Genomic DNA, 20,809 nt, shown 5'->3' with positions numbered 1-20,809 from the left:
GAGGTTATGTCGTCTGAGCTTTCAGCCCCGTTATGCGTGATGGTCGCCGTCGGTTAATTCATCGACCGGCAGCGAGCTCATTGCTTCGTTAACAAAGATCTGCTGATTTACGGCAGGATTACCCGTCTGTGAGGCTTCAACCTGGTCTTCCTTCGGCTCGTCGGCCATCGCTTTCAGAATCTGGCCCGACGAGGTGTCGATGGTAAATTCGACGGTTTGCATCTGGCTGTTTCCGGCGGTGTCGGTTGAGCTAACGGTCAGGCTGTACGGCCCGTCGAGAAGGGCGGTCGGTATCTCGAAGATGGCCTGATGGTTAGCGTCGAGCGTCAGGCTGTGCTGCTCGGTGTTGAACGTCACGCTTGCCTGCTGGGTATCCGCCGGGAAGTCAAACTGCAGCGTCGGCTGGCTGCTTTCCAGCACCAGCGGCGCGCCTGCCGTGCCGTCAGCATCGTCCGCCGAAGAAACGCTGGCCGCTTCTGCCGTGGTATCAACGGTGAAATCGACACGGCTGCTGGTGCTGTTGCCGCTACCGTCCGTGGCCGTGACGTTCAGGGTATATTGCCCGTCCGCCAGCGCAGCTATCGGCGTGAACTGCCAGCTGCCGTTCTCAAGCGTTGCCTGATAGTCATTGCCGTTAAGCGAGACCCTGACCTCAGTAACATCGCTGTCGATGTTGCTCAGCATGAAGGTCGGCGTGGTGTCGTTGGTGCGCATATCGCCCGCCACGCCGCTGTCCGAAGCCGCCGACATCTGGATTTCCGGATGGGTTTCCATATCGTCGATTTGTAACGGGCTGCTGGCGTTTCCGGCCTCGTCCTGCATCACAAGCGTCAGCTTGCCGTCTGCCGGATAGTCAAACACCGCAAGCCAGCTCCCCGTGCCGTCCACTTTGGTCGAGGTAATTTCGTTACCCCGGCCGTCCTTGATAACCAGCGTAGAACCGACTTCGCCTTTACCGGAGAACACCCAAAGTCCGCTGTCTTCGATATAGGTTGAGCTGCTAATCGTCGGCACGTTTGGCGCAGTCCAGTCCACCAGGATGTCGCGATCGAGCGTCTGGGTATTGCGTGCCTTATCGGTCATAGTAAAGGTGAGCGAATGATCCCCTTCGCTTAAGGCCGGTGCGGTCAGCTGCCAGGTGCCGTCTGCGGCAATCGCTACCGAGGCAACGATCGCGCCCGCCAGCATCAGCGTAACGGTCGCGCCCGCCTCGCCGCGGCCAAAGTAGGTCGTGGTGGCGCTGTTTACCGCCCATTTATCAGACGTGCCTTTGTTATCCGTGACGTCCACGGTGAACTCGCTGATTTGGGTATCGACAACCATGCTGAAGGAGGCCGATTTAGCATTCCCCGCGCGGTCATTAGAGGACACGGTGACGCTGATATCCCCTTCGGCAAGGGCAATTTTATTCACGCTTGTCGACCAGCGCCCCTGGGCGTTCGCCCAGACCTCACCCACCTGCAGGCCGTTGAACGCGATCCGCACCATGCTTCCGGCTTCCGCAAGCCCGGACAGCTGCAGATTCTGGGAAACGTCGTTGATATAGATAACGCCGCCTGTGGTCAGGTCCGCCGCGTCTGAACCGTTCACGGTATCAAGGGTAATCGGCGTGTTGTTAACGGTGTCCACCGTGAAGCTATAGCTGCCGCTGCTGGCCGTGTTGCCCGCCGCATCGGTAATGGAAAATTCGATGTTGTGCTGGCCGTCGGCAAGCGCGGTAGGGGCGGTGTATCTCAGGCTTCGGCCGCTCAGGGTTACCGTTTCGATATAAACGCCGTCGATGGTGACCCGCACCGGCTGCCCCACTTCGCCCTGGATCTCAAAGACCGGACGGCTAGCGTTGGTTACGCGGTCATCGCTATAAATGCCGTTATCGCTGGTGAACTTGGTGATGCTGATTTCCGTAACGGTGTCGATGACCACCAGCAGTCGCGACGAGTCGGCGGTGTTCAGCGCGGCGTCTTCGGCGACGACGCGAACTGAATATTCACCGTCCGCCAGATTGTTCGGCTGCTGCCACGTCCATTGGCCGTTGCCGTCGGCGGTAACGGTATCAACGACCCGCTCATTGATCAGAATCGACACCGTTGCGCCCGCTTCGGCGGTACCGTGGAAGGACGGCATTTTGACGTTGGTGATCAGGTCGCTTTTGCTGCCCGAGTTGGCGCTATCGTCCAGCAAAATGGTGGGGTAGGCAGTACGGCTGTCGAGCTTAATCGATTGTTCAGGGCTGGTTTCCTGGTTACCGGCAATATCGGTGATGGTGACCGAAACTGTATAATCGCCGTCGTTTTTAAGCACCACCGGAATCGACCATTCGCCGTTGTTCCCAACGTTGGTTTCCGCGGCCACTTTGCCGTTGACCGTTACCTGCACTCGCGCACCCACTTCCCCGGTGCCGCTCATCGTTTGTGCCTGCGATTTGGTCAGCGCGGGCAGCGAGCTGACGGTAAAGTCGCTAATCACGCTGTCGACGACTACCGTTGCGACATTCGACTCGGCAACGTTTCCGGCAAGGTCGGTTGAGATAAATTTGACGCTGTATGCGCCGTCAGCGCGGTTGCCCAGGCTGTAGGTCGCAATGCCGCTGGCATCGGCGACGATCGTGGTCACTTTGACATTATTGACGTAGACATCCACGGACGCGGCGGGGTCGGTCAGCGCGGATACCGAAGGCGTTTTGTCGTTGGTGATCAGGTCGTAGACGTCGCCGCTGTTGCTGTCGCGGGTAAGGCTGATGTCGGTAATGTCGTTTTGGGTATCGCACTCAATGCTGAAGTTTTTCTGCGTGGCGTTGCCCGCGGCGTCTTCCGCCTTCACCACAAAATTATTTTGGCCCTTCGTTAAGGTTATCTGACGCGACCAGCTGCCGTTTGCACCCGCGGTTACGCTGCCGATGGCGGTTCCCGCTGCGTTAAAGATAGTTACCTTCGCATTGGCTTCGGCGGTGCCTTCCAGGGTGACGGACGTTTTGCTGGTAATACGGTCGCTGTTGCTGGCACCCGTGTCGTCAGCCGCACGCAGGCTGACCGTCAGCGCCGCCATCTGCGTATCCAGCACGACATTCTGAGCCGGGAAGGTGCGCACGTTTCCGGCAACGTCGGTGACTCTTAGGCTGATGTTATGCGCGCCGTCCGCGCCCATGTTCGGCAGCGTGACCGACCACGATCCGTCGTTGGCGGTGGCGGTATCAATCACCACGTTGCCGTCAACCATCACGGCGATGCGCGCGCCCGCTTCAGAAACGCCGTTGACGAGCGGCGTTTTGTCATTCAGATAGCCGTTCTCGTTCAGCGCCGGGATGTTCCACGTCATATCATTGACGTGGGTATCAATCACCAGCTGGGCAACGTCGGAATCAATCGGCAGCTTGGTGTTCGGGTCGGTGATGCTGACTTTAACCGAATAGGTGCCCTCGGCCTGGGCCGGCAGCGCGAAGCTGTAGCGGCCCGTTGAGTCCGTTTGCGTCGTGCCCGCCGCCCGGCCGTTAAGGTAAACGGTGACGGTGGTGCCCGGCAGCGTAACCCCGGTGAGCGTAGGGGCGCTGAATTTAGTAATAAAATCGCCCAGCGCGCCGGAATCCGTTGAGTTAACGAGCATCAGCGAAGGCGGCGTGATATCGACAATCGGAATAATAAAGTCGAACGAGGCTTCCGGCGAAACGTTGCCCGCCCGGTCGGTGGCCTGCACCGTCACCAGGTGATCGCCGGAAAGCAGGGCATCCGGCGGCGTCCATTGCCATGTGCCGGTGCTGTCCACCGTAACGCTTGCGACCGCTACGCCGTCAATCTTGATGCGCAGCGTCGCGCCCGCCTCGGCAACGCCGCTAAATTCCGGCGTCAGGTCGAGCGCTTCATGCATGTTGGACGGGTCGGACATCGTCAGCGCCACGGAAGGCGTCGCGGTCGTGGTATCGATAACAATATTCAGGCTTTGCGTTTTCTCGTTGCCCGCGGCGTCTTCCGCTCTCACCGTCACCGTGTACTCGCCTTCGGCCAGCGCGTTAAGCGTCGCGCTCCAGCTTCCGTCCGGGTTAGGCGTGACGTTTTGCGTCGCCACCTGTGCGCCCTGCTTGTCGCGAACGGTCAGCTGCAGCGTCGCGCCCGCATCCGTCATGCCCTGGAGGGTTGGCGTGGTGTCGTTGGTGAGCTTGTCGTTTTGCGAGACCCCTGAATCCGATGATGCCGCCAGATCGACCGACAGCACAATCGTGGTATCGATGGTAAAGCTGAGGCTGCTTTGCGCCTGGTTACCGGCCTTATCGGTGGCGGTCACGACGGCGGTGTAGCTGCCGTCGCTGAGCCTGCTCGGCTGTACGGTCCACACGCCCTGGCCGTTTTGCGTGGCGTTAAAGTTCGAACCGCCAATGGCGACCTGCACCCTGTCGATGTCCGACGGGATGTTATTGAGCGTGAAGATCGGCTGATTGTTTTTCGTCAGGTTATCCGACGAGCTGATACCGGTGTCGCTGCTGCTATTCATATCAATAGTTGGCGTCGGGATCTGGGTATCAATGGTAAAGGTCAGGCTGCTTTGCGTCTTGTTACCCGCCACGTCGGTCAGTTCGGTAACCAGCGTGTAGGTGCCGTCGCTCAGCGTGCGTTCTGCGGTGTAAATCCAGCGTCCCTGGGCATTCTTCGTCAGCTGCACCGTGCTCCCGTTCAGCGTAGCGGTGACGGCCGACAGCGGCTCCCCGGCCCGCACTTCGAAACGCGGCACGTTAACGTTGGTCAGGTTATCTTTGGCGTTGCTCCCTGAATCATCCATTAGCACGATTTCCGCGCCCTGGACTGCGGTATCCAGCGTGAAGTTATAGCTGGTGGTGCCACGGTTGCCGACGTTATCGGTGAAGGTCACCCTCAGCTCGTAATCGCCGTCGCTCAGGTTCACGTTAGCCGGAACATCCCACCAGGTGGCGCTTTTACTCACGTTATAGCTTTGGCCGTTCAGCTCAACGGTAATGCTGTTGAGGTCTGACGGCGCGCCGCCGATGGTAAAGCGCGGGTGCTTCTGATAGGTGATGGTGTCGGTGATGACGCCGGTGTTATCCGCATCGCGCATCGCAACGACAGGCTCAGGGCACTGGGTGTCGACGACGATCGTCATGCTGCCGGTTTTGCTGTTACCCGCGTTGTCCTCGGAGCGCACCGAAACGTCGTACTGGCCGTCAGCAAGCGCGTCGGCGGAGGGCAGCTGGAAGGTCCACTGACCGCCGGTCTTCTGCACGTCGTAAACCTTGCCGTTAAGCGTAATGGTGACCAGGTGAATATCCGCAGCGCCTACGCCGGTGACGGTAAAGGACGGCGTGGTGTCCTTGGTCTGGTTATCCGTTGACGAGTAGCCGGTGTCGCTGCTGGTGTCCAAATCGAGTGCCGGGGTTTCAATGGTTTTATCCACCGTGAACGGCAGCGTCGTGCTGGCGTTATTGCCCGCGCGATCGGTGACGTTCACCACCAGCGTGTGGTCGCCTTCGGTCAGGGTCGGCGCGGTAAACATCCATTTTCCTGACGGATTTTTGGTGACGACCGAGGACACGCCGTTAAGCACGGCGGTCACGGAAACCACGTCCGCCGGTACCGAAATCTCGAAGGTTGGGGCATTGACGCTGGTGTAGTTGTCGCTGTTGGAATAGCCGGTATCGTCGCCTTCGATAAAATCAACGGCGACGGTGGTGGTGGTGTCCACGGTAAAGGTCAGCGAGCTTTCTGCGGTGTTGCCCGCTTTATCGGTAATCGTGGTGACCAGCGTGTAGCTGCCGTCGGCAAGCGGTGCCGAAGGCTTAAAGCTTACCGGCAGCGTGCTAAGCGATACCGGATAGTCCTGACCGTTCAGCCGAACGCTCATGCTCCAGGCATCCGTTGGGACGTTGGTGAACAGGAAGGTCGGCTGCCCGTTGCTGGTGTAGTTATCCGTAGCGCTGATGCCGGTATCATCCGCATCGCGCAGATCGCTGGTGACGGGCAGCAGCGTGGTGTCGATCTCAAAGGAGATGGTCTGCGAGGTACTGTTGCCCGCGTCGTCCTGCGCGGTCACCAGCAGCGTATGCGCGCCGTCGCCTAAGGCGCTGCAAGGGAAGGTCCACTTGCCGCCCGTTTTGACCAGATCGATTTCCGATCCGTTGTCCAGCTTGACGGAAACGTGGGTGACGTCGGCAGGCACCTGAATCTCAAACGAAGGGCTGGTGTCGTTGGTCAGGCGGTCGCTGTCGGCGTAGCCGCTGTCCACGGTCATCACCACGTTGTTGATGGTGACGGCGGTATCGATCTCGAAGTTCAGCTCGGCGTTGGCAACGTTGCCCGCTTTGTCCGTCGCGGTGGCGACTAACTTATAGTTGCCGTCGGTCAGGGCTGGCGCGGTCCATGACCAGTTGCCGCCCGCGTCCTTCACGATGTTGTAGGTGACGTTATTCAGCGATACCTGCAGCGTGTGCACGTCGGTATCCAGATTGCTGAATGAGAACTGCGGCGTGGTGTTACGGGTTTTATTATCGCTGCTGCTGTCGCCGGTATCGGATGCGGTGAGCATGTCGATAACCGGTGCGTTAACACGGGTATCGACTACAAAATCCAGGCTGTTGCTGCGGGTGTTGCCCGCCGCGTCCCGCACTTCAACCTGCAGGGTGTAAGTGTCGTCCGTCAGGTTGTTGGCGGGGCGATAAATCCAGTTGCCGCTAGCGTCTTTCGTGACTTCAACGGTGTTGCCTTTCAGCGTGACCATCATGCGGGTCACGTCGGCATCGACGTTGGTCATGACGAACGAGGGGCGGGTGTTCATGGTCAGCCGGTCGTTTGCGTCAAAGCCGGTGTCATCGGCGCTGGCAAGCGCGATGGTCGGAAGCGAGATCTGGTTATCAAAGGTGATGGTTTTGCTGCTGGTCGCCTGGTTGCCCGCAACGTCCGTCGCGACGACGACCAGGGTGTAATCCCCGCTCGAGGTGAGCGTCGGGGCGGTGACTTCCCACACGCCACTGCCGGTTTGCGTAACGGTGCAAGGCAGGCCGTTGAGCGTTGCTACAACGGTTTGCACGTCCGCAGGTGTGGTCACCGAGAATTTCGGCAGGCTGGCGTTTGTCACGTTGTCGGTCGCGGAATCCCCGGAGTCGTTCATCAGCGTGATGGTGTTGACGGCGGTGACGGTATCCACTTCAAAACTCAGGGAGCTGCTGCGCGTGTTTCCCGCGGTATCGGTCACGTTCACCACCAGCTCGTAGCTGTTGTCGGCTAAGGCGACCGACGGCATAAACGTGTAGGTACCGTCGCTTTGCGGGCGTATCACCGTGGTCTGCCCGTCAAGCGTAACGGTCACGCTTATCACGTCCGCAGGAATGTTGCCGAACGCGAAGCGCGGCGTTCTCACGTTGGTGATGTTGTCCGTGGCGTTTGCGCTGTCGTCGGCGGTCAGCAGATCGATGGTCAGCGGGGACAGCTCGGTATCAACGACGAAGTTTTGATCGAGCGTGGCGCTATTGCCCGCCAGATCGCTCACCGTGATGTGCAGAACGTGCGTGCCGTCGGCGGTGGTGTCCGACAGCGTAAAGACCCACTTGCCGCCGATCAGCACCGCGCTGCGGCTTTGGCCGTTGTCCAGCGCAACGGTTACCGTATAGGCGTCGGCAGGCGCGTCAATACTAAAGGCCGAGTCTTTTTTATTGGTGCGCCAGTCATTCTGTAAGCCGGTGTCATCCGTAAGCGTAACGCTGTCCACGCTGGTGTGGGTGTCGATTTTGACGGTCTGGGTGACGGTTTTCTGGTTACCCGCGTCGTCGGTGACCGTGAGCGTAACGTCGTAGGTTGCTTCCGGCAGGGCGGTGCCCGGCGTAAACGACCAGACGCCCGCGTTGTTCACGGCCTGATACTCAACGCCGCCAATATTCAGCTTCACGCTGTGCACGTCGGCGTCGACGTTGCCGATGACAAATTTTGGCTTCGTTTCGCGGGTGATCCCGTCGTTGTCGCTGTAGCCGGAATCGTCGCTCACGGCGATCGCAAGCGTTGGGAGAGACAGCGTGGTATCCACGCTGAATGACAGCGAGCTTTGCTGGGTATTTCCGGCCCGGTCGGTGACCGTTACGGATAGCGCGTGATCGCCTTCTGCCAGCGCGGCGGGCACGGAGAACTGCCAGTTGCCGTCGCTACCTTTAAGCGCCGCGACCGGCGTACCGTTATCCAGCGAGACAAGCACCTGCACGGCGTCGGTGTCGGTTGTGATAGCGAAGCCCGGCGTGGTGTCGTTGGTCAGGTTGTCGCCTTTTACGCCGGTGTCGTCGCTGAGCGTAATCGCGGGCGCGGCCGTGACGGTATCGACCGTGACGGACAGCGGGGCCGACGTAATCACGTTGCCTGCGGCATCGGTCGCGCGAACCTGCACGCTGTAGGTCGCGTCGTTCAGGGCCGTGCCCGGCGTGAAGCTCCAGCTGTCGCCGCTCTTAATTGCCGGATAGCTGACGCCGTCAATCAGCACGTCAATGTTCACCACGTCCGGCTGAACGTTGCCGATGGCGAAGGTTGGCGTCGTGTCGCTCGTCCAGTTATCCGACGTGCTGATGCCCGAGTCGGAGGAATCGACCAGATCGATAGTCGGCGCGGTGATGCCGGTATCAACGGTGAACGCCCGCGAGCTTTGGCTGGTGTTGCCCGCGCCGTCGGTCGCCATGACCTGGATATCGTGCTCGCCGTCGCCGAGCGCGGCGGGAACGTTGTAATGCCAGCGGCCATCGCTGTCTTTCACGGCGGCAACGGCCGCGCCGCCGTCGATGGAAACCATGACGGTTGCGACGTCGCTGTCCGTCACGATGCCGAAGCCCGGCGTCGTGTCGTTAGTAATGTTGTCGCCTTTGACGCCGCTGTCGTCGGTGAGGGTAATCGCAGGCGCGGCGGTGACGGTATCGACCTTAACGACAAGCGTTGCGGAGGTTGCGGTGTTGCCCGCCGCATCCGTGGCTCTGACCTGAATCTGGCGGTCGCCGTCCGGCAGCGGCGCGTTCGGGGTAAAGCTCCAGCTGCCGTTTGCGTTGACGGCGTTGTAGCTTGTGCCGTCGATCAGCACTTCCACGGCCACCACGTCGGCGTCGAGGTTACCGGCGCTGAAGGTCGGCTTCGCGTTGTTCGTCCAGTTGTCGGTACTGCTTACGCCGCTGTCGGCGCTATCAAGCATATCGACGGTTGGCGTCTGGATCTGCGTGTCGATGGTGAAGGAGAGCGAGCTTTGATTGGCGTTGCCCGCGCCGTCGGTAACGGTGACGGACAGGGAGTGTGCGCCGTCGGTTAAGGTCGCCGGGGCCGCGAAGCGCCACAGGCCGTCGCTGTCTTTGGTGGCGGCGAGGGCGGTGCCGTTATCCAGCGTCACCATGACCTGCGCCGCGTCGGTATCGGTCGTGATAGCGAAGCCTGGTTTAGTGCTGTTGGTGACGTTGTCGCCTTTAATGCCGGAGTCATCGCTCAGCGTGATGCCCGGTGCGGCGGTAACCGTGTCGACATTGATGGTCAGCGAGGCCGACGTTGCGGTGTTGCCCGCCGCGTCGGTGGCTCTGATCTGCACGCTGTGATCGCCGTCCGCCAGCGCGGAGGTCGCGCTGAAGCTCCAGCTACCGGCCGTATTGACCGCGCTGTAGCTGACGCCGTCGATCAGCACGTCCACGGTGACCACGTCGGCGTCGACGTTGCCGATGGCAAAGCCCGGCAGGGTGCTGTTCGTCCAGTTGTCGGTGCGGCTGGTGCCGCTGTCGGAGGCGTCGAGCAGATCGACCGTCGGGATACTGATAGTGGTATCGACCGAGAAGGCCAGCGCGTTCTGGCTGGTGTTGCCCGCCCCGTCCGTGACGTTGACCGTCAGCGTGTGCGCCCCGTCGGCAAGCTCCGTGGGCACGTTGTAATGCCAGCGTCCGTCGCTGTCTTTGGTGGCGGCGAATGCCGTGCCGTTATCCAGCGTCACCGTCACCTGCGCCGCGTCATCGTCGGTGGCGATGGCAAAGCCCGGCGTGGTGTCGTTGGTGATGTTGTCGCCTTTAACGCCGGTATCATCGCTAAGGGTGATAACGGGCGCGGCGGTGACGGTGTCGACGGTGATGGTCAGCGCAGCTGACGTGGCGGTGTTGCCTGCCGCATCGGCTACCTGAACCTGAATCTCATGCTCGCCGTCGGACAGCGGGGTAGCCGGAGTGAAGCTCCACGCATCGCCCGTTTTGGTGGCGGCGTAGCGGGTGCCGTCAACCAGCACGTCGACGCTAATCACGTCGCTGTCGATATCGCCGATGGCAAACGACGGCGTGGTGTCGCGGGTCAGGTTGTCCGTGCTGCTGGTGCCCGTGTCGGAGCCGTCCAGCAGATCGACGGTCGGCGTGCGTAACGCCACATCGACGGTGAACGACAGCGAGTTCTGGTTGGTGTTGCCCGCGCCGTCGGTAACGGTGACGGTCAGGGTATGTTCCCCTTCGGTCAGCGCGGCCGGGACGTTGTAATGCCAGTGCCCATCGCTGTCTTTGACCGCCGAAACCGGCGTGCCGTTGTCGAGAGTGACGGTGGCGCGCACCACGTCGGCGTCGGTGGCAATGGCGAAGCCCGGCGTCACGCTATTGGTCAGGTTGTCGTCTTTCACGCCGGTATCGTCGTTAAGCGTGATGTCCGGCGCGGCGGTGACGGTATCAATGGTCACCTGCAGCGTGGAGGAGGCGGCGACGTTGCCCGCGGCGTCGGTCACGCGAACCTGCACGTCGTAGCGGGCGTCCGGCAGCGCGCTGTCCGGCGTGAATTCCCAGCTGCCGTTATTATCCTGCGTCGCCTTATGACTGACGCCGTTAATCAGCACTTCCACGTTCACGGCGTCGGCGTCGATATTGCCAATGGCGAAGGACGGGGTCGCGTCGCGGGTCCAGCCGTCGGATGCGCTGTTGCCGGTGTCGGATGCGTTAATCAGATCGAGCGTTGGCGTCGCAAGCCGGGTGTCGATGTTAAACGACAGGGCGTTTTGACGGCTGTTGCCCGCCCCATCCATCACGCTTACGGACAGCGTGTGCGCCCCGTCCGACAGCGCGGCAGGCACGGTGTACTGCCACTGGCCGTCGCGGGTTTTCGTCGCGGCAACGGCGGCACCGTTGTCCAACTGCACCATCACTTCAACGACGTCGACATCCGTCGCAATGCTAAAGCCCGGCGTAACGTTATTGCTGAGGTTGTCGCCCAGCACGCCGGTGTCGTCGCTCAGGGTGATGGCTGGCAGGGCCGTGGTGGTATCAATCGTCACCGGCATCGGGGCGGAGGTGGTCACGTTGCCCGCGATATCCGTTACGCGGACCTGGACGTCGTAAACCGCGTCAGGCAGGGCCGGGTTCGGCGTGAAGCTCCAGCTGGCGCCATTTTTTTCCGCCGCATAGCTTATGCCGTTGATGAGAACCTCGACGGAGGCCGCGTCGCTATCCACGTTGCCAAGTGCGAAGGTTGGCGTAGAGTCCTGCGTCCAGTTGTCCGTAGCGCTAATGCCGCTGTCGGAGGCGTCAACCAGGTCTACCGTTGCCGTTTGCAGCTGCGTATCCACCGAGAACGCCAGGGTATTTTGATTGGTATTGCCCGCGCTGTCTGTCACGGTCACCGTCAGGCTGTGCGTGCCGTCTGCGAGCGCGCTCGGGGGAGAGAAATGCCAGCGGCCTTCGCCGTCCTGCGTTGCCGCAAGCGCGGTGCCGTTATCGAGAATCGCGCTAACCTGCACGACGTCGCCGTCGGTGGTGATAGCGAAACCTGGGGTAACGACATTGGTTAAATTATCGCCGGGCTGGCCGCTGTCATCGGTCAGGGTGATGGCTGGCGCAGCGGTGACGGTGTCAATCGTGACCAGCAGCGGACTGGAGGTTCGGCTGTTTCCCGCCGCGTCGGTCGCCCGCACCTGGAAGCTGTAAACCGCGTCCGGCAGAGGAGCATCCGGCGTGAAGCTCCAGGTACCGGCCGTATTGACCGCGCTGTAGCTGACGCCGTCGATCAGCACCTCCACGGCGACCACGTCGGCGTCCATGTTACCCAGGGCAAAAGACGGCTGCGTGTTTTTGGTGCGGTCATCCGCGCTGCTGACGCCGGTGTCGGCGCTGTCTACCAGATCGATGGTCGGCGTTTGCAGCTGGGTATCAATGGTAAACGTCAGGCTATTTTGCTGGGTGTTGCCCGCGGCGTCGGTCACCGTGACGGACAGGGTATGCGCGCCGTCGGTCAGATCCTCGGTCATGTTGTAGTGCCAGCTGCCTTCGCTGTCCTGCGTCGCGACAACGGCGGCACCACCGTCCATCGACACGCTAACCTGCATGACGTCGCGGTCGGTAACGATAGCAAAGCCCGGCGTGGTGTCGTTTGACACGTTGTCACCCTTAACGCCGGTATCATCGGTGAGCGTAATCAGCGGCGAGCTGGTTTGCGTATCAACCCGGATATCGAGCACGGTCGAGGTGGCGCTGTTGCCCGCGCTGTCGGTCGCCGTTGCCGTAATCTGATGTTGGCCCTCGCTCAGGGCCGTAGGCAGGGTGAGCGTCCAAACGCCCGCGTTGAGCGTTGCGTCGTAGCTCACGCCGTCGACGCTAATCTGCACGTGCGTAACGTCAGGATCGACTTTGGTCAGGATGAACGTCGGGGTGGTGTCGTTGGTCAGGCGATCGTCGTTCAGATAGCCGGAGTCGGACGAGCTGTCCAGATCGACCACCGGCATGGCAATCGTGGTGTCCACCACAACCTGAATGCGTTCGGACGTGGCGCTGTTGCCCGCGATGTCGGTCGCAACGACGTAAAAAATGTAGCTCCCGTCGTCAAGCGCCTGCGTGTCGTTGAAGACGTACTGCCACTGGCCGGAAGCGTTAGCGCTCATTTTGGCGACGCTAACGCCGTCGCGGTAGAGCACAAGGCTCGAGAACGGTTCAGCCTCGCCCCGGAAAGCAGGCAGCTTTTCGTTAGTCAGCAGATCGCTGCTGCTGTCGCCGCTATCGTTGGACAGCGTGACGGTTGGCTGGTCAATTTTCGTATCGATGTGCAGCTGGAACGGGATGGAGTTGGCAACGTTACCGGCCACGTCCGTTGCGGTGACCGTCACCGAATGGTCACCGTCCGCGAGCTTGCTGGCGCCCGGCACGCGGTAGTTCCATACCCCTTCCGAGTTGGCAATCACCGAACCGCAGGAAACGCCGTCGATAAAGACTTCCACCTGCGCGCCCGCTTCGGCGGTGCCTTTTAGCAGGGGCTGGCTGTCTTTGGTGATGGCGTCATCGCTGGCGCTGCCGGTGTCCGAGCTGGCGTCTAGCTGTACGATCGGCGTTTGGGTCATGGTATCGATGGTGAGCTGGAAGCTGCTGGAGGCCTGGTTGCCCACCTCATCGGTAGCGGTAACGGTAAGTTCGTAGACTTTGTCCGCGAGCGCGGGGTTTGGATCGATTTCGAAGCTCCACCGGCCGCTGGCATCCGCCGTTGCGGTGCCGACAACCTCATTGTCGATTTTGAGGGTCAGCGACGCGTAGGGCTCAGCGCTGCCGTTCACCAGCAGGTTATCGTTGTGGTTGGTGATCCAGTCGTTCTGGCGCGCGCCGGTGTCGTCGCTGGCGTCAAGCTGCGCCTGCGGTGCCTGCGTCATGGTATCGACGGAGAAAGTGTAGTCGGGCGACGGCGGCGAATTGTTGCCCGCCAAATCCTGGGCGACGGCGCTTAACGTGTGTTCGCCTTCGTTAAAGGTAGACGTTGGCGTGTAGCTCCACTGCTGATTGGCATCGGCGGTGACGCTGTCAATGGCTTTGCCATCGAGATAAATGATGACTTTGCTGCCCGCTTCCGCCGTGCCGGTCAGCGTCGGGGTGGTGTCTCTGGTGAGAATTTTGCCCGTTTGCGAATTGACGTACTCTTCCAGCACAAGCGTTGGTGCCTCGGGCGGCACGGTATCAATGGTGTACGACACGCTGTAGGTGGCGCTGTTTCCGGCAAGGTCGGTGACGGAAATGCTCAGCTCGTTGAGGCCTTCAACCGAGGTGCCCGGGCTGGTAAATGAGAAATTCCCGGACTCTGAGGCCTGCACCTCAATGCTCTCGCCGGTGGTGATATTGGTGACTTTGATCAGGCCTGAGGGATCGGTTTTACCGGAGAAGCCCGGCGTAACGTTATTGGTGTAGTTATCCCCCGCGATGCCGCTGTCGCTGGCGTTATCCATTTTGATAGTGAAGAGATCGATATCGGTGTCGATTTCAACCTCGAGCGCTTGTTTAGCGCTGTTGCCGGCGCGGTCTTTTGCTACTACTTCAACGCGATAGAGGCCGTCAGCCAGCGCGATATTATCGCTGAGAACATAGCTCCATTTGCCGTAGCCATCGGCGACGACATTCGCGATTTTCTTGTTATCGATAAACAGCTCAAGCTTGCTGTTAGGCTCGCCGGTTCCGTGGAAGGCGGGGGTGGTGTCGTTAGTCAGCCTGTCGTCATGCCAGGTGCCGCTGTCGCTCGCTTCATCAAGAATGATGGAGGGCTGTTCGGGCGGAATGGTGTCGAGCGTGATCAGACCGTCGACAGAGGCGCGGTTGCCTGCTTTATCTTCCGCGATGATTTCAATGGCGTTTTCGCCTTCTGCCAGCTGGTTGGCGCTGAACTGATAGCTCCATTTCCCTTCACCGTTGACGGCTACGGTAGCGACCGATTTGCCGTTGACCTGGACATCAACCTGGGTGTTGGCTTCGGCGGTACCGTTGATTTGCGCGTCCGGGAAACGCGTCAGGTTTTCGCCGGGGATCTGATCTTCAAGAGGAATGCCGTACTGCGCGTCCAGCTCGAAGGTTGGCGTATCGGTCAGGGTATCGATAGTTACCGCAACCGACGCGGTGCCGCGTCCACCTTTGCCGTCGGTGACTTCAACCTCTACCGTATATTCGCCGTCGACGAGGGTGCCGGGGTAGGTGAAGGAGAAATTGCCCATCGCATCAGAAACTTCAGTCCCGACGACGATGCCGTCTACCTTGAAGGAGAGGGTCAGATTGGGTTCGGTGGAACCGACAAAGACCGGCGACGTCACGTTGGTGATACGGTCGTTTTTAATGCCGCTGTCGCTGGCCTCATCAAGCTTGAGGCTGATATCGATTTTTTTCTCAACCACGACATCGGATTCAGACGATTTCGAGGCAGAGGAGGACGATGACGAGGAGGAAGAATCGTCATTGAGCTTCAGCTGGCGGGCAATATCTACCGCATCGTCATCATATTTCTTGGTTTTTTTACCGAGGGCGAAGGGATCGTCACCTTCAATCTCGCTCTGGCCGCTGCTGCTGGTGATGATTTTTTTCTTGCTCTGCTCTTCGAGGACTTCCTGAAGCTGTTCTTCAATTTCCTGCGCGGCGTTGCGTGATTCCTGCGCTTCGGCCTGCATTTTTTCTGCTTCTTTTTTTACTTCCTGCGCCTCTTTTTTAATCTCTTCGAGGCGCTTTTCCTGCTCTGCAACGGTTTGTTCGAGGTTGCCCTGAATCACGCGTTCCTGACGGCTTTCCGAAAGGGAGGCGTCGAGTCTTTCCAGCTCAAGGTGGCTCAGGTCGATGGATTTCAGCAGCTCTTTGCCCGCTACGACGGAGCCGTCGCTAAACTTAAAGGTGACCTGGCTATTTTCAAGGCTGGAATAGAGCGCGCCGTTAACAATGTTGACGGTGGTGGCAGCATCAAAAATAAAAGTCAGGTCGGTGCCGCTAATAGTTAAACTTGCCTTTTTCATGCTGCCGAAGGCAGATAAATCGACATTAGAACTATCGTTAATGAATATAGTTTTATTAATCATGATATTACCTTCCAGGCATTAATTAGCATTTAATTTGTTAGCGGGCAGGACGGGTTCAGAAAAAGTATGATTGAACCCTTTTAAAAGAGGCGAGGCCAAATATTGCAAGATGCTATGCTTCCCTGTGATAACGCTGGCGTCTACCGTCATGCCGGGTTTAACCATCGTTAATTCTTTTGCGGTGACGTTAAACTTCACGACCATTTTGTAATAACGCACCATCGATCCATTAACCGACTCTTCATAGGAGTCGGGACTGATTTGTTCGATAGTGCCCTGATACGGCTTGGTGCCGGATCGCAAATAGGACAGGACGTTGATATTAACGTCACCGTCAATATAAATTTGATCCCTGTCTTTAGGCTGTATTTTAACTTCCGCCAGTACTGTCGTAGACAGCGGCTTTATTTCGAAAAGCGAATCTGCGGCCTGAATTACCCCGCCTTGGGTTGAGGCATTTTTATTTATACGATAAATAATACCATCCACCGGCGAGGCGACGCTGGCCTCTTCAACCTGCTGGTTTAAGATCTGGAGCGCAGACTCGCTCATGCTTAATTCTTTTTGCGCGTCCGTGAGGTCTTTTGAAAGCAGATGACGAAATTCGAAGTCGTCATTTTTAATCTCGTTTTGCACCACTCGCGTTTCATCTTTTTTGGATGAAATTTGATTGTCGATGTCTGAGATCTCTGACTTTAAACGTATTTCCATCTGCTTTTTATTGAGCAGGTTGGTGTAAGAACTGATGCCTTTCTTCACGAGTGGACGAAGTATGTTTATTTCTTCACGCAGCAGGTTCATTTCACTCTGTTTGCTGATGCGCGTGATTTCCATACCGATGATGTCCGAAGAAAGGCCGTTGATTTTGACGTCTTTAGTGGCGACTCTGCTTTTTACGGACTGGATATTGCTGATGATTTTCTTGTCTTTAAGCTTGCTGATATCGGCTTCATAAGCCGGGCCTGTATGGCTAAGCACGAGGTTTAGTTCGTGGGTGTAGCCCTGCAGATAGGTGGCCTGCACCTTATGGTGTTCGTACTCTTTTTTAAGGTCCAGGTTTGCCGTTTCGGCAAGCACCTGGCCTTTTTTTACGAAGTCACCTTCCGCGACGAAGATGCGTTTAATCGTACCGCCCTTAGAGAGCGATACGATCTGCGTATTGTCTTTAGTGATAATAACGCCAGCACCGTGCACCACGGCGTTTATCTTTATCACGCTAAACAAAAAGATTATCAGCAGCGTCATCGCCATGATGATCATCATCAGATAATCGCTCTCTTTACGGTTCATCGCAGTAAAGACCTCGAGCCAATGCGGAGGTTTTTATTGTCTATGGCAAGCTGCGTAAGCAGCGTTGACAGCTGCGTCATCTGCTCCAGCTTCATTTCGTAGATGCCGTAGGTTGTTTCGATTATCGTGATGTGTGCCTGGAAAGATTCGCTGCGGCTGGACACTAAATCGAGCAGTGATTTTTGCCCCAGCTTAAACTCTTCTTTATAAAGCTCAGTCAGTTTGTCGGCGTTTTCGTAAGAGCGCTTGGCTATTTCCATCGCCTGCACGTTGGCCTGATATTTTGACTGGTTCGCATCAATATCATTTTGGGTTTTGATTAAAAACTCGTCCAGCTCAAGCTTTGACTGGGCGTAGCGCGCCGAAAACTTGCCGACTTCAGACTGGTTTTTAAAACCGTTAAAGATATTTAAACCGACTTTAATACCGACTTTGAATTCGTCTTTGTAATCATCCGGGTTGGCGCTGGAGGAGGGGTTGTTTTTGCTATAGCCCGCGCTTGCGTCAATGGTTGGGTAATTACTGCTTTTCGCTGCTTCAATATCGGCTTTGGCCGCGTCAATATTTTTTGCAAGCGACCTGTAGGTATTGCTGTCGTGCTTGATCTCATCCATCACTTCCTGCTTGTTAGTGACGAACTTATACTTTTCGAAGATATCAGGCAGGCGCTGGGTGTTATTTTCCGTCACGCTATCGCCGGTTAAATTGCGCATTTTCGCAATTTCGGTTTCCAGCTGTGAGCGATAGCCCAGCTCCTGGGTGCTGAGCGTATCAATGGAAACCTGAACTTTACGCATATCGGACTGCATCGCTACGCCAGAGCCGATCAGTTCTGAAAAATCACCGAGCATTTTTTTATAGAAAACTTTCTCCTGCTCGATAATGGCGAGGATTTTCTTCAGCTTTTCGATGCGCATAAAGCTGGCGGCCGTCTGGCTGGAGGTCAGCATGGTCGTCTGCATAAAATCGAAGCGGCTGCTGTCTTCGATATGCTCGGATTTTTCGATAGTCGAACTGCGCACGCCAAAATCGGTGATGCGATAGTTTAGCGCTGCCCTGTTTTCGATATTCTGCTCGTTGCCGCTGTCGCTGGTGTTCTTTTGCGACGCTTCGGAGCTGATATCAAGCGTCGGGTACAGCGCAGCTTTCGACATGTTGGTTTCCTGGCTGCGTCGTTCAATTTCGTACGACGCAATCGCCACCGAAGGCTGCGCTTCCAGCGCGTGCTGCACCAGCAGGTTCAGGGATAACAGCGGTTGGTCATCAGCGGTAGCGCAGTGGCCTGCAAGCGGGCTCATCAGCAGCGCCATGCAGGATGCAAGAAGTTTCCTTTTCATTATTATTCCTTGTTTTTCAACATAATGATGTCTTTTGTCAGCGACTGCTGCATGCCTGCAACCTGGCTAAAGAGCGGTGGGAAAGTCTCGACGTGGCTTTCAAGCGTCGCCTGGGTACGCTGATGGTTTTCAACGTTTGCCTGCTGATAGTGCGCAAGGGTTTCCTGCTGGCTTATTTCCAACTCAACAAGTTGATTTTGCTGCTCATTAATCAGGTTAAGCGCTTTGTTTTGCTCGGTTCCGTTGTCTTTGATCTGCTCAACGACAAGGTGCTGGGTAGCCAGCTGCTGATTGGCGCAGTCAACGGCTTCCCTGATGTAGCCAAGACCTTCGGCGTGATAGCCGACGCTTGTGAGAAGGCTGTCTTCAAACGCGGCGCGGCGCTGGTGGGACTCGTCCATTTTTTCGATCAGTAAAACCAGAAGGCCGCGTTTTTCCTGCTGTAGGGCAAGCGTCGACTGGTGGAAGGCGGTGAGGTCTGTTTTCATCTCGCGCACGAGTTCGTCAACCACCGTTTCGATCTGCAAAATACGTACTTTGCCGTCGACCTGGCGGGTCTTCACTTCGCGCAGAAAATCGAGGTTCGCATCGCGCAGCGTAACGCTCAGCTTGTTAAAGGAGCTGCGTAAAAATGAGCACATGATGCCCAGCAGAATGGCGCTGACCACCCCGTAAATCGAGGATACAAACGCGGTGTTCATCCCTTTGAGCGGCTCAGACAGCGAGGACACCACGTTTACGATAACGCCGAGCATATCGGCGTCGTTGGTGTTGCCGCTAATCTGTGAACGCTCGAGCAGGGTGATAACGGACGCGATGGTGATGGACAGACCGGCGAAGGTCCCCAGCAGGCCGATCATGGTGGAAATGTTGGCGCAGTTCTGAATCGCCGACAGGCGATGCTGCTGTTTCCTGTTAACGCTCTCTTTCATGCTTTCATAGAGCGAGGCTAGCGTGTCATCGCTTTGACCGTGGTTCGGGGAGAAAACGATTTTGTTCGCATCACCCAATAAAGGCGCGGGGTTGCTGCTGTTCTTTTGTTGCAGGATAACGGTGCATTTAGTCAGTTCCAGGAATGAGAAGAAGACCAGGAAACAGCCGACTAAATAAACAAAAATAATCGCCGTGTTATAGGTGGCTGAAACATAATAGTTTCCGATGACATATTCACGAATCGACGGGAATAGGATCGCGATCAGCGGCAACGCGGCGCATAGAAGGGAAACAAACAGCTCTTTATGATTTCTTAAAAAATTCATTTTATTCACTCACTGTGACGATGGCGCAGTTAACGATGCTGGAATCGTTAACAACCGAAATAGAAACTTCCTGCCCTGGATACGGTTTTTTCACCGTTTTAAGCAGAATAATCCCGCGCTGGTAGGCTAAACGCATGGCGTCAGAAACCGATACTGAAGGGATATTTGGGGTATAGAGGGTGACGGAAACAGGCTTTTTACCCGTCGCCGCGAGCCATTTGCTTAATTCTTCCATTACCTCGGCGGTATAGCCCTGCTCAGCCTGTTTGAAATAAATGATGAACTGGTCACCTTTAATTTCATGCGTGCGCGGCGTCTTTTCTGTTGTATCAAAACGCCCGGTTTCTAAACCTTTGATGTCGGCAGAACGCTGGTTTTGCGCGAGGGCGATAACCGTTTGCGTAGGGTCTTTTTCACTTTCGGTGTTGCTGTCCTGCGCCGTGGTGTTATCGGTCGTTGCCTGCGACAGCGTTTCCGACTGGCTTTTCTGGCTTAACACTTCTGATTTGATCGCCTGCTTGCTGAGCTGAACAGGTTTGCTCGGCGTGTTGTCAGCCTGCGCGCCTGATGCGCTGGACTTATCAGCTTCCAGATCTTCAGGGCTTACCGATGGCGAATCGGTTGGGTCTGTGGACGTGATATTGGCAGCCTGGGAGTGGGTGGCGCCGGTATTTGGCACGTAATGTTTTTTTGAGCTTTCAAACATAATCAGCATGCTGTTAAGCACGAAGATCAGCATCAAAAAGATAAAAATACACAGTACCGTTGAAAATGCGTCAACGAACGTTGGCCACGGGTTACTTTCTTCCATAAAGAATCTCGCAGTAAAGAGTGATGCATTAATGAAATCTGTCGGTTGATATCAGGCGTATTTCTTCGATACCAAAACGATAAACCGAATTTAGGGTAGGTCTCTGCTAGCCAGGATAATAACCAAGCGTGTGGGATTAACGGCGGGAATAGATTTTCCTGTCATTCACAACTGCGCTACATCCATAAGCTTAGGTGTTGATATAAATTGTCCATTTGGGATAACAAACAGGCGAAATAATAATTTTGAATTATGTATTTCGGGGGGTTATTAACTATCGGCAATGGTGTGCATGTTATTTATGCATAATTTGTATATTAGTTAATTTCGGTTCTTATCATGAAAAGCTA

5 protein-coding genes are annotated in these 20,809 nt (G+C 57.0%); all 5 read right to left on the bottom strand.

The window, feature by feature from the left end:
* Positions 1–30: 30 nt before the first annotated feature.
* The 5 genes from ACSPHG_RS18560 to ACSPHG_RS18540 are packed head-to-tail and all read right to left on the bottom strand — an operon-like array spanning position 31 to position 20,459.
* Positions 31–15,762, bottom strand: coding sequence for an Ig-like domain-containing protein (locus ACSPHG_RS18560; protein ID WP_435954944.1), 15,732 nt, complete (start codon positions 15,760–15,762; stop codon positions 31–33).
* Between the two features lie 18 nt (positions 15,763–15,780).
* The gene (locus tag ACSPHG_RS18555; protein ID WP_435954943.1) at positions 15,781–17,052 is read right to left on the bottom strand and encodes a beta-barrel domain-containing protein; all 1,272 of its coding nucleotides are present in this window, start codon (positions 17,050–17,052) and stop codon (positions 15,781–15,783) included.
* Positions 17,049–18,389, bottom strand: coding sequence for a TolC family protein (locus ACSPHG_RS18550; protein ID WP_435954942.1), 1,341 nt, complete (start codon positions 18,387–18,389; stop codon positions 17,049–17,051). Before ACSPHG_RS18550 ends, ACSPHG_RS18555 begins: the two co-directional genes overlap by 4 nt.
* 2 nt (positions 18,390–18,391) lie before the next feature.
* Positions 18,392–19,648 carry a hypothetical protein gene (locus ACSPHG_RS18545; protein ID WP_435954941.1) on the bottom strand — a complete coding sequence of 419 codons (1,257 nt, stop codon included), beginning with the start codon at positions 19,646–19,648 and terminating at the stop codon, positions 18,392–18,394.
* Position 19,649: 1 nt separating this feature from the next.
* The gene (locus ACSPHG_RS18540; RefSeq protein WP_435954940.1) at positions 19,650–20,459 is read right to left on the bottom strand and encodes a hypothetical protein; all 810 of its coding nucleotides are present in this window, start codon (positions 20,457–20,459) and stop codon (positions 19,650–19,652) included.
* Positions 20,460–20,809: the final 350 nt, after the last annotated feature.

The organism is Dryocola baronae (assembly GCF_051297175.1).
Classification (GTDB): Bacteria; Pseudomonadota; Gammaproteobacteria; order Enterobacterales; family Enterobacteriaceae; genus Dryocola.
The sequence above is the reverse complement of the archived record's forward strand: the minus strand, read 5'-3'. Positions and strand labels throughout refer to the sequence as shown.

What these genes read in the sequence shown, in the direction of transcription:
- ACSPHG_RS18540 (WP_435954940.1), bottom strand. Translation starts at nt 20,459, where the DNA reads ATGGAAGAAAGTAACCCGTGGCCAACGTTCGTTGACGCATTTTCAACG.
- ACSPHG_RS18545 (WP_435954941.1), bottom strand. Translation starts at nt 19,648, where the DNA reads ATGAATTTTTTAAGAAATCATAAAGAGCTGTTTGTTTCCCTTCTATGC.
- ACSPHG_RS18550 (WP_435954942.1), bottom strand. Translation starts at nt 18,389, where the DNA reads ATGAAAAGGAAACTTCTTGCATCCTGCATGGCGCTGCTGATGAGCCCG.
- ACSPHG_RS18560 (WP_435954944.1), bottom strand. Translation starts at nt 15,762, where the DNA reads ATGATTAATAAAACTATATTCATTAACGATAGTTCTAATGTCGATTTA.
- ACSPHG_RS18555 (WP_435954943.1), bottom strand. Translation starts at nt 17,052, where the DNA reads ATGAACCGTAAAGAGAGCGATTATCTGATGATGATCATCATGGCGATG.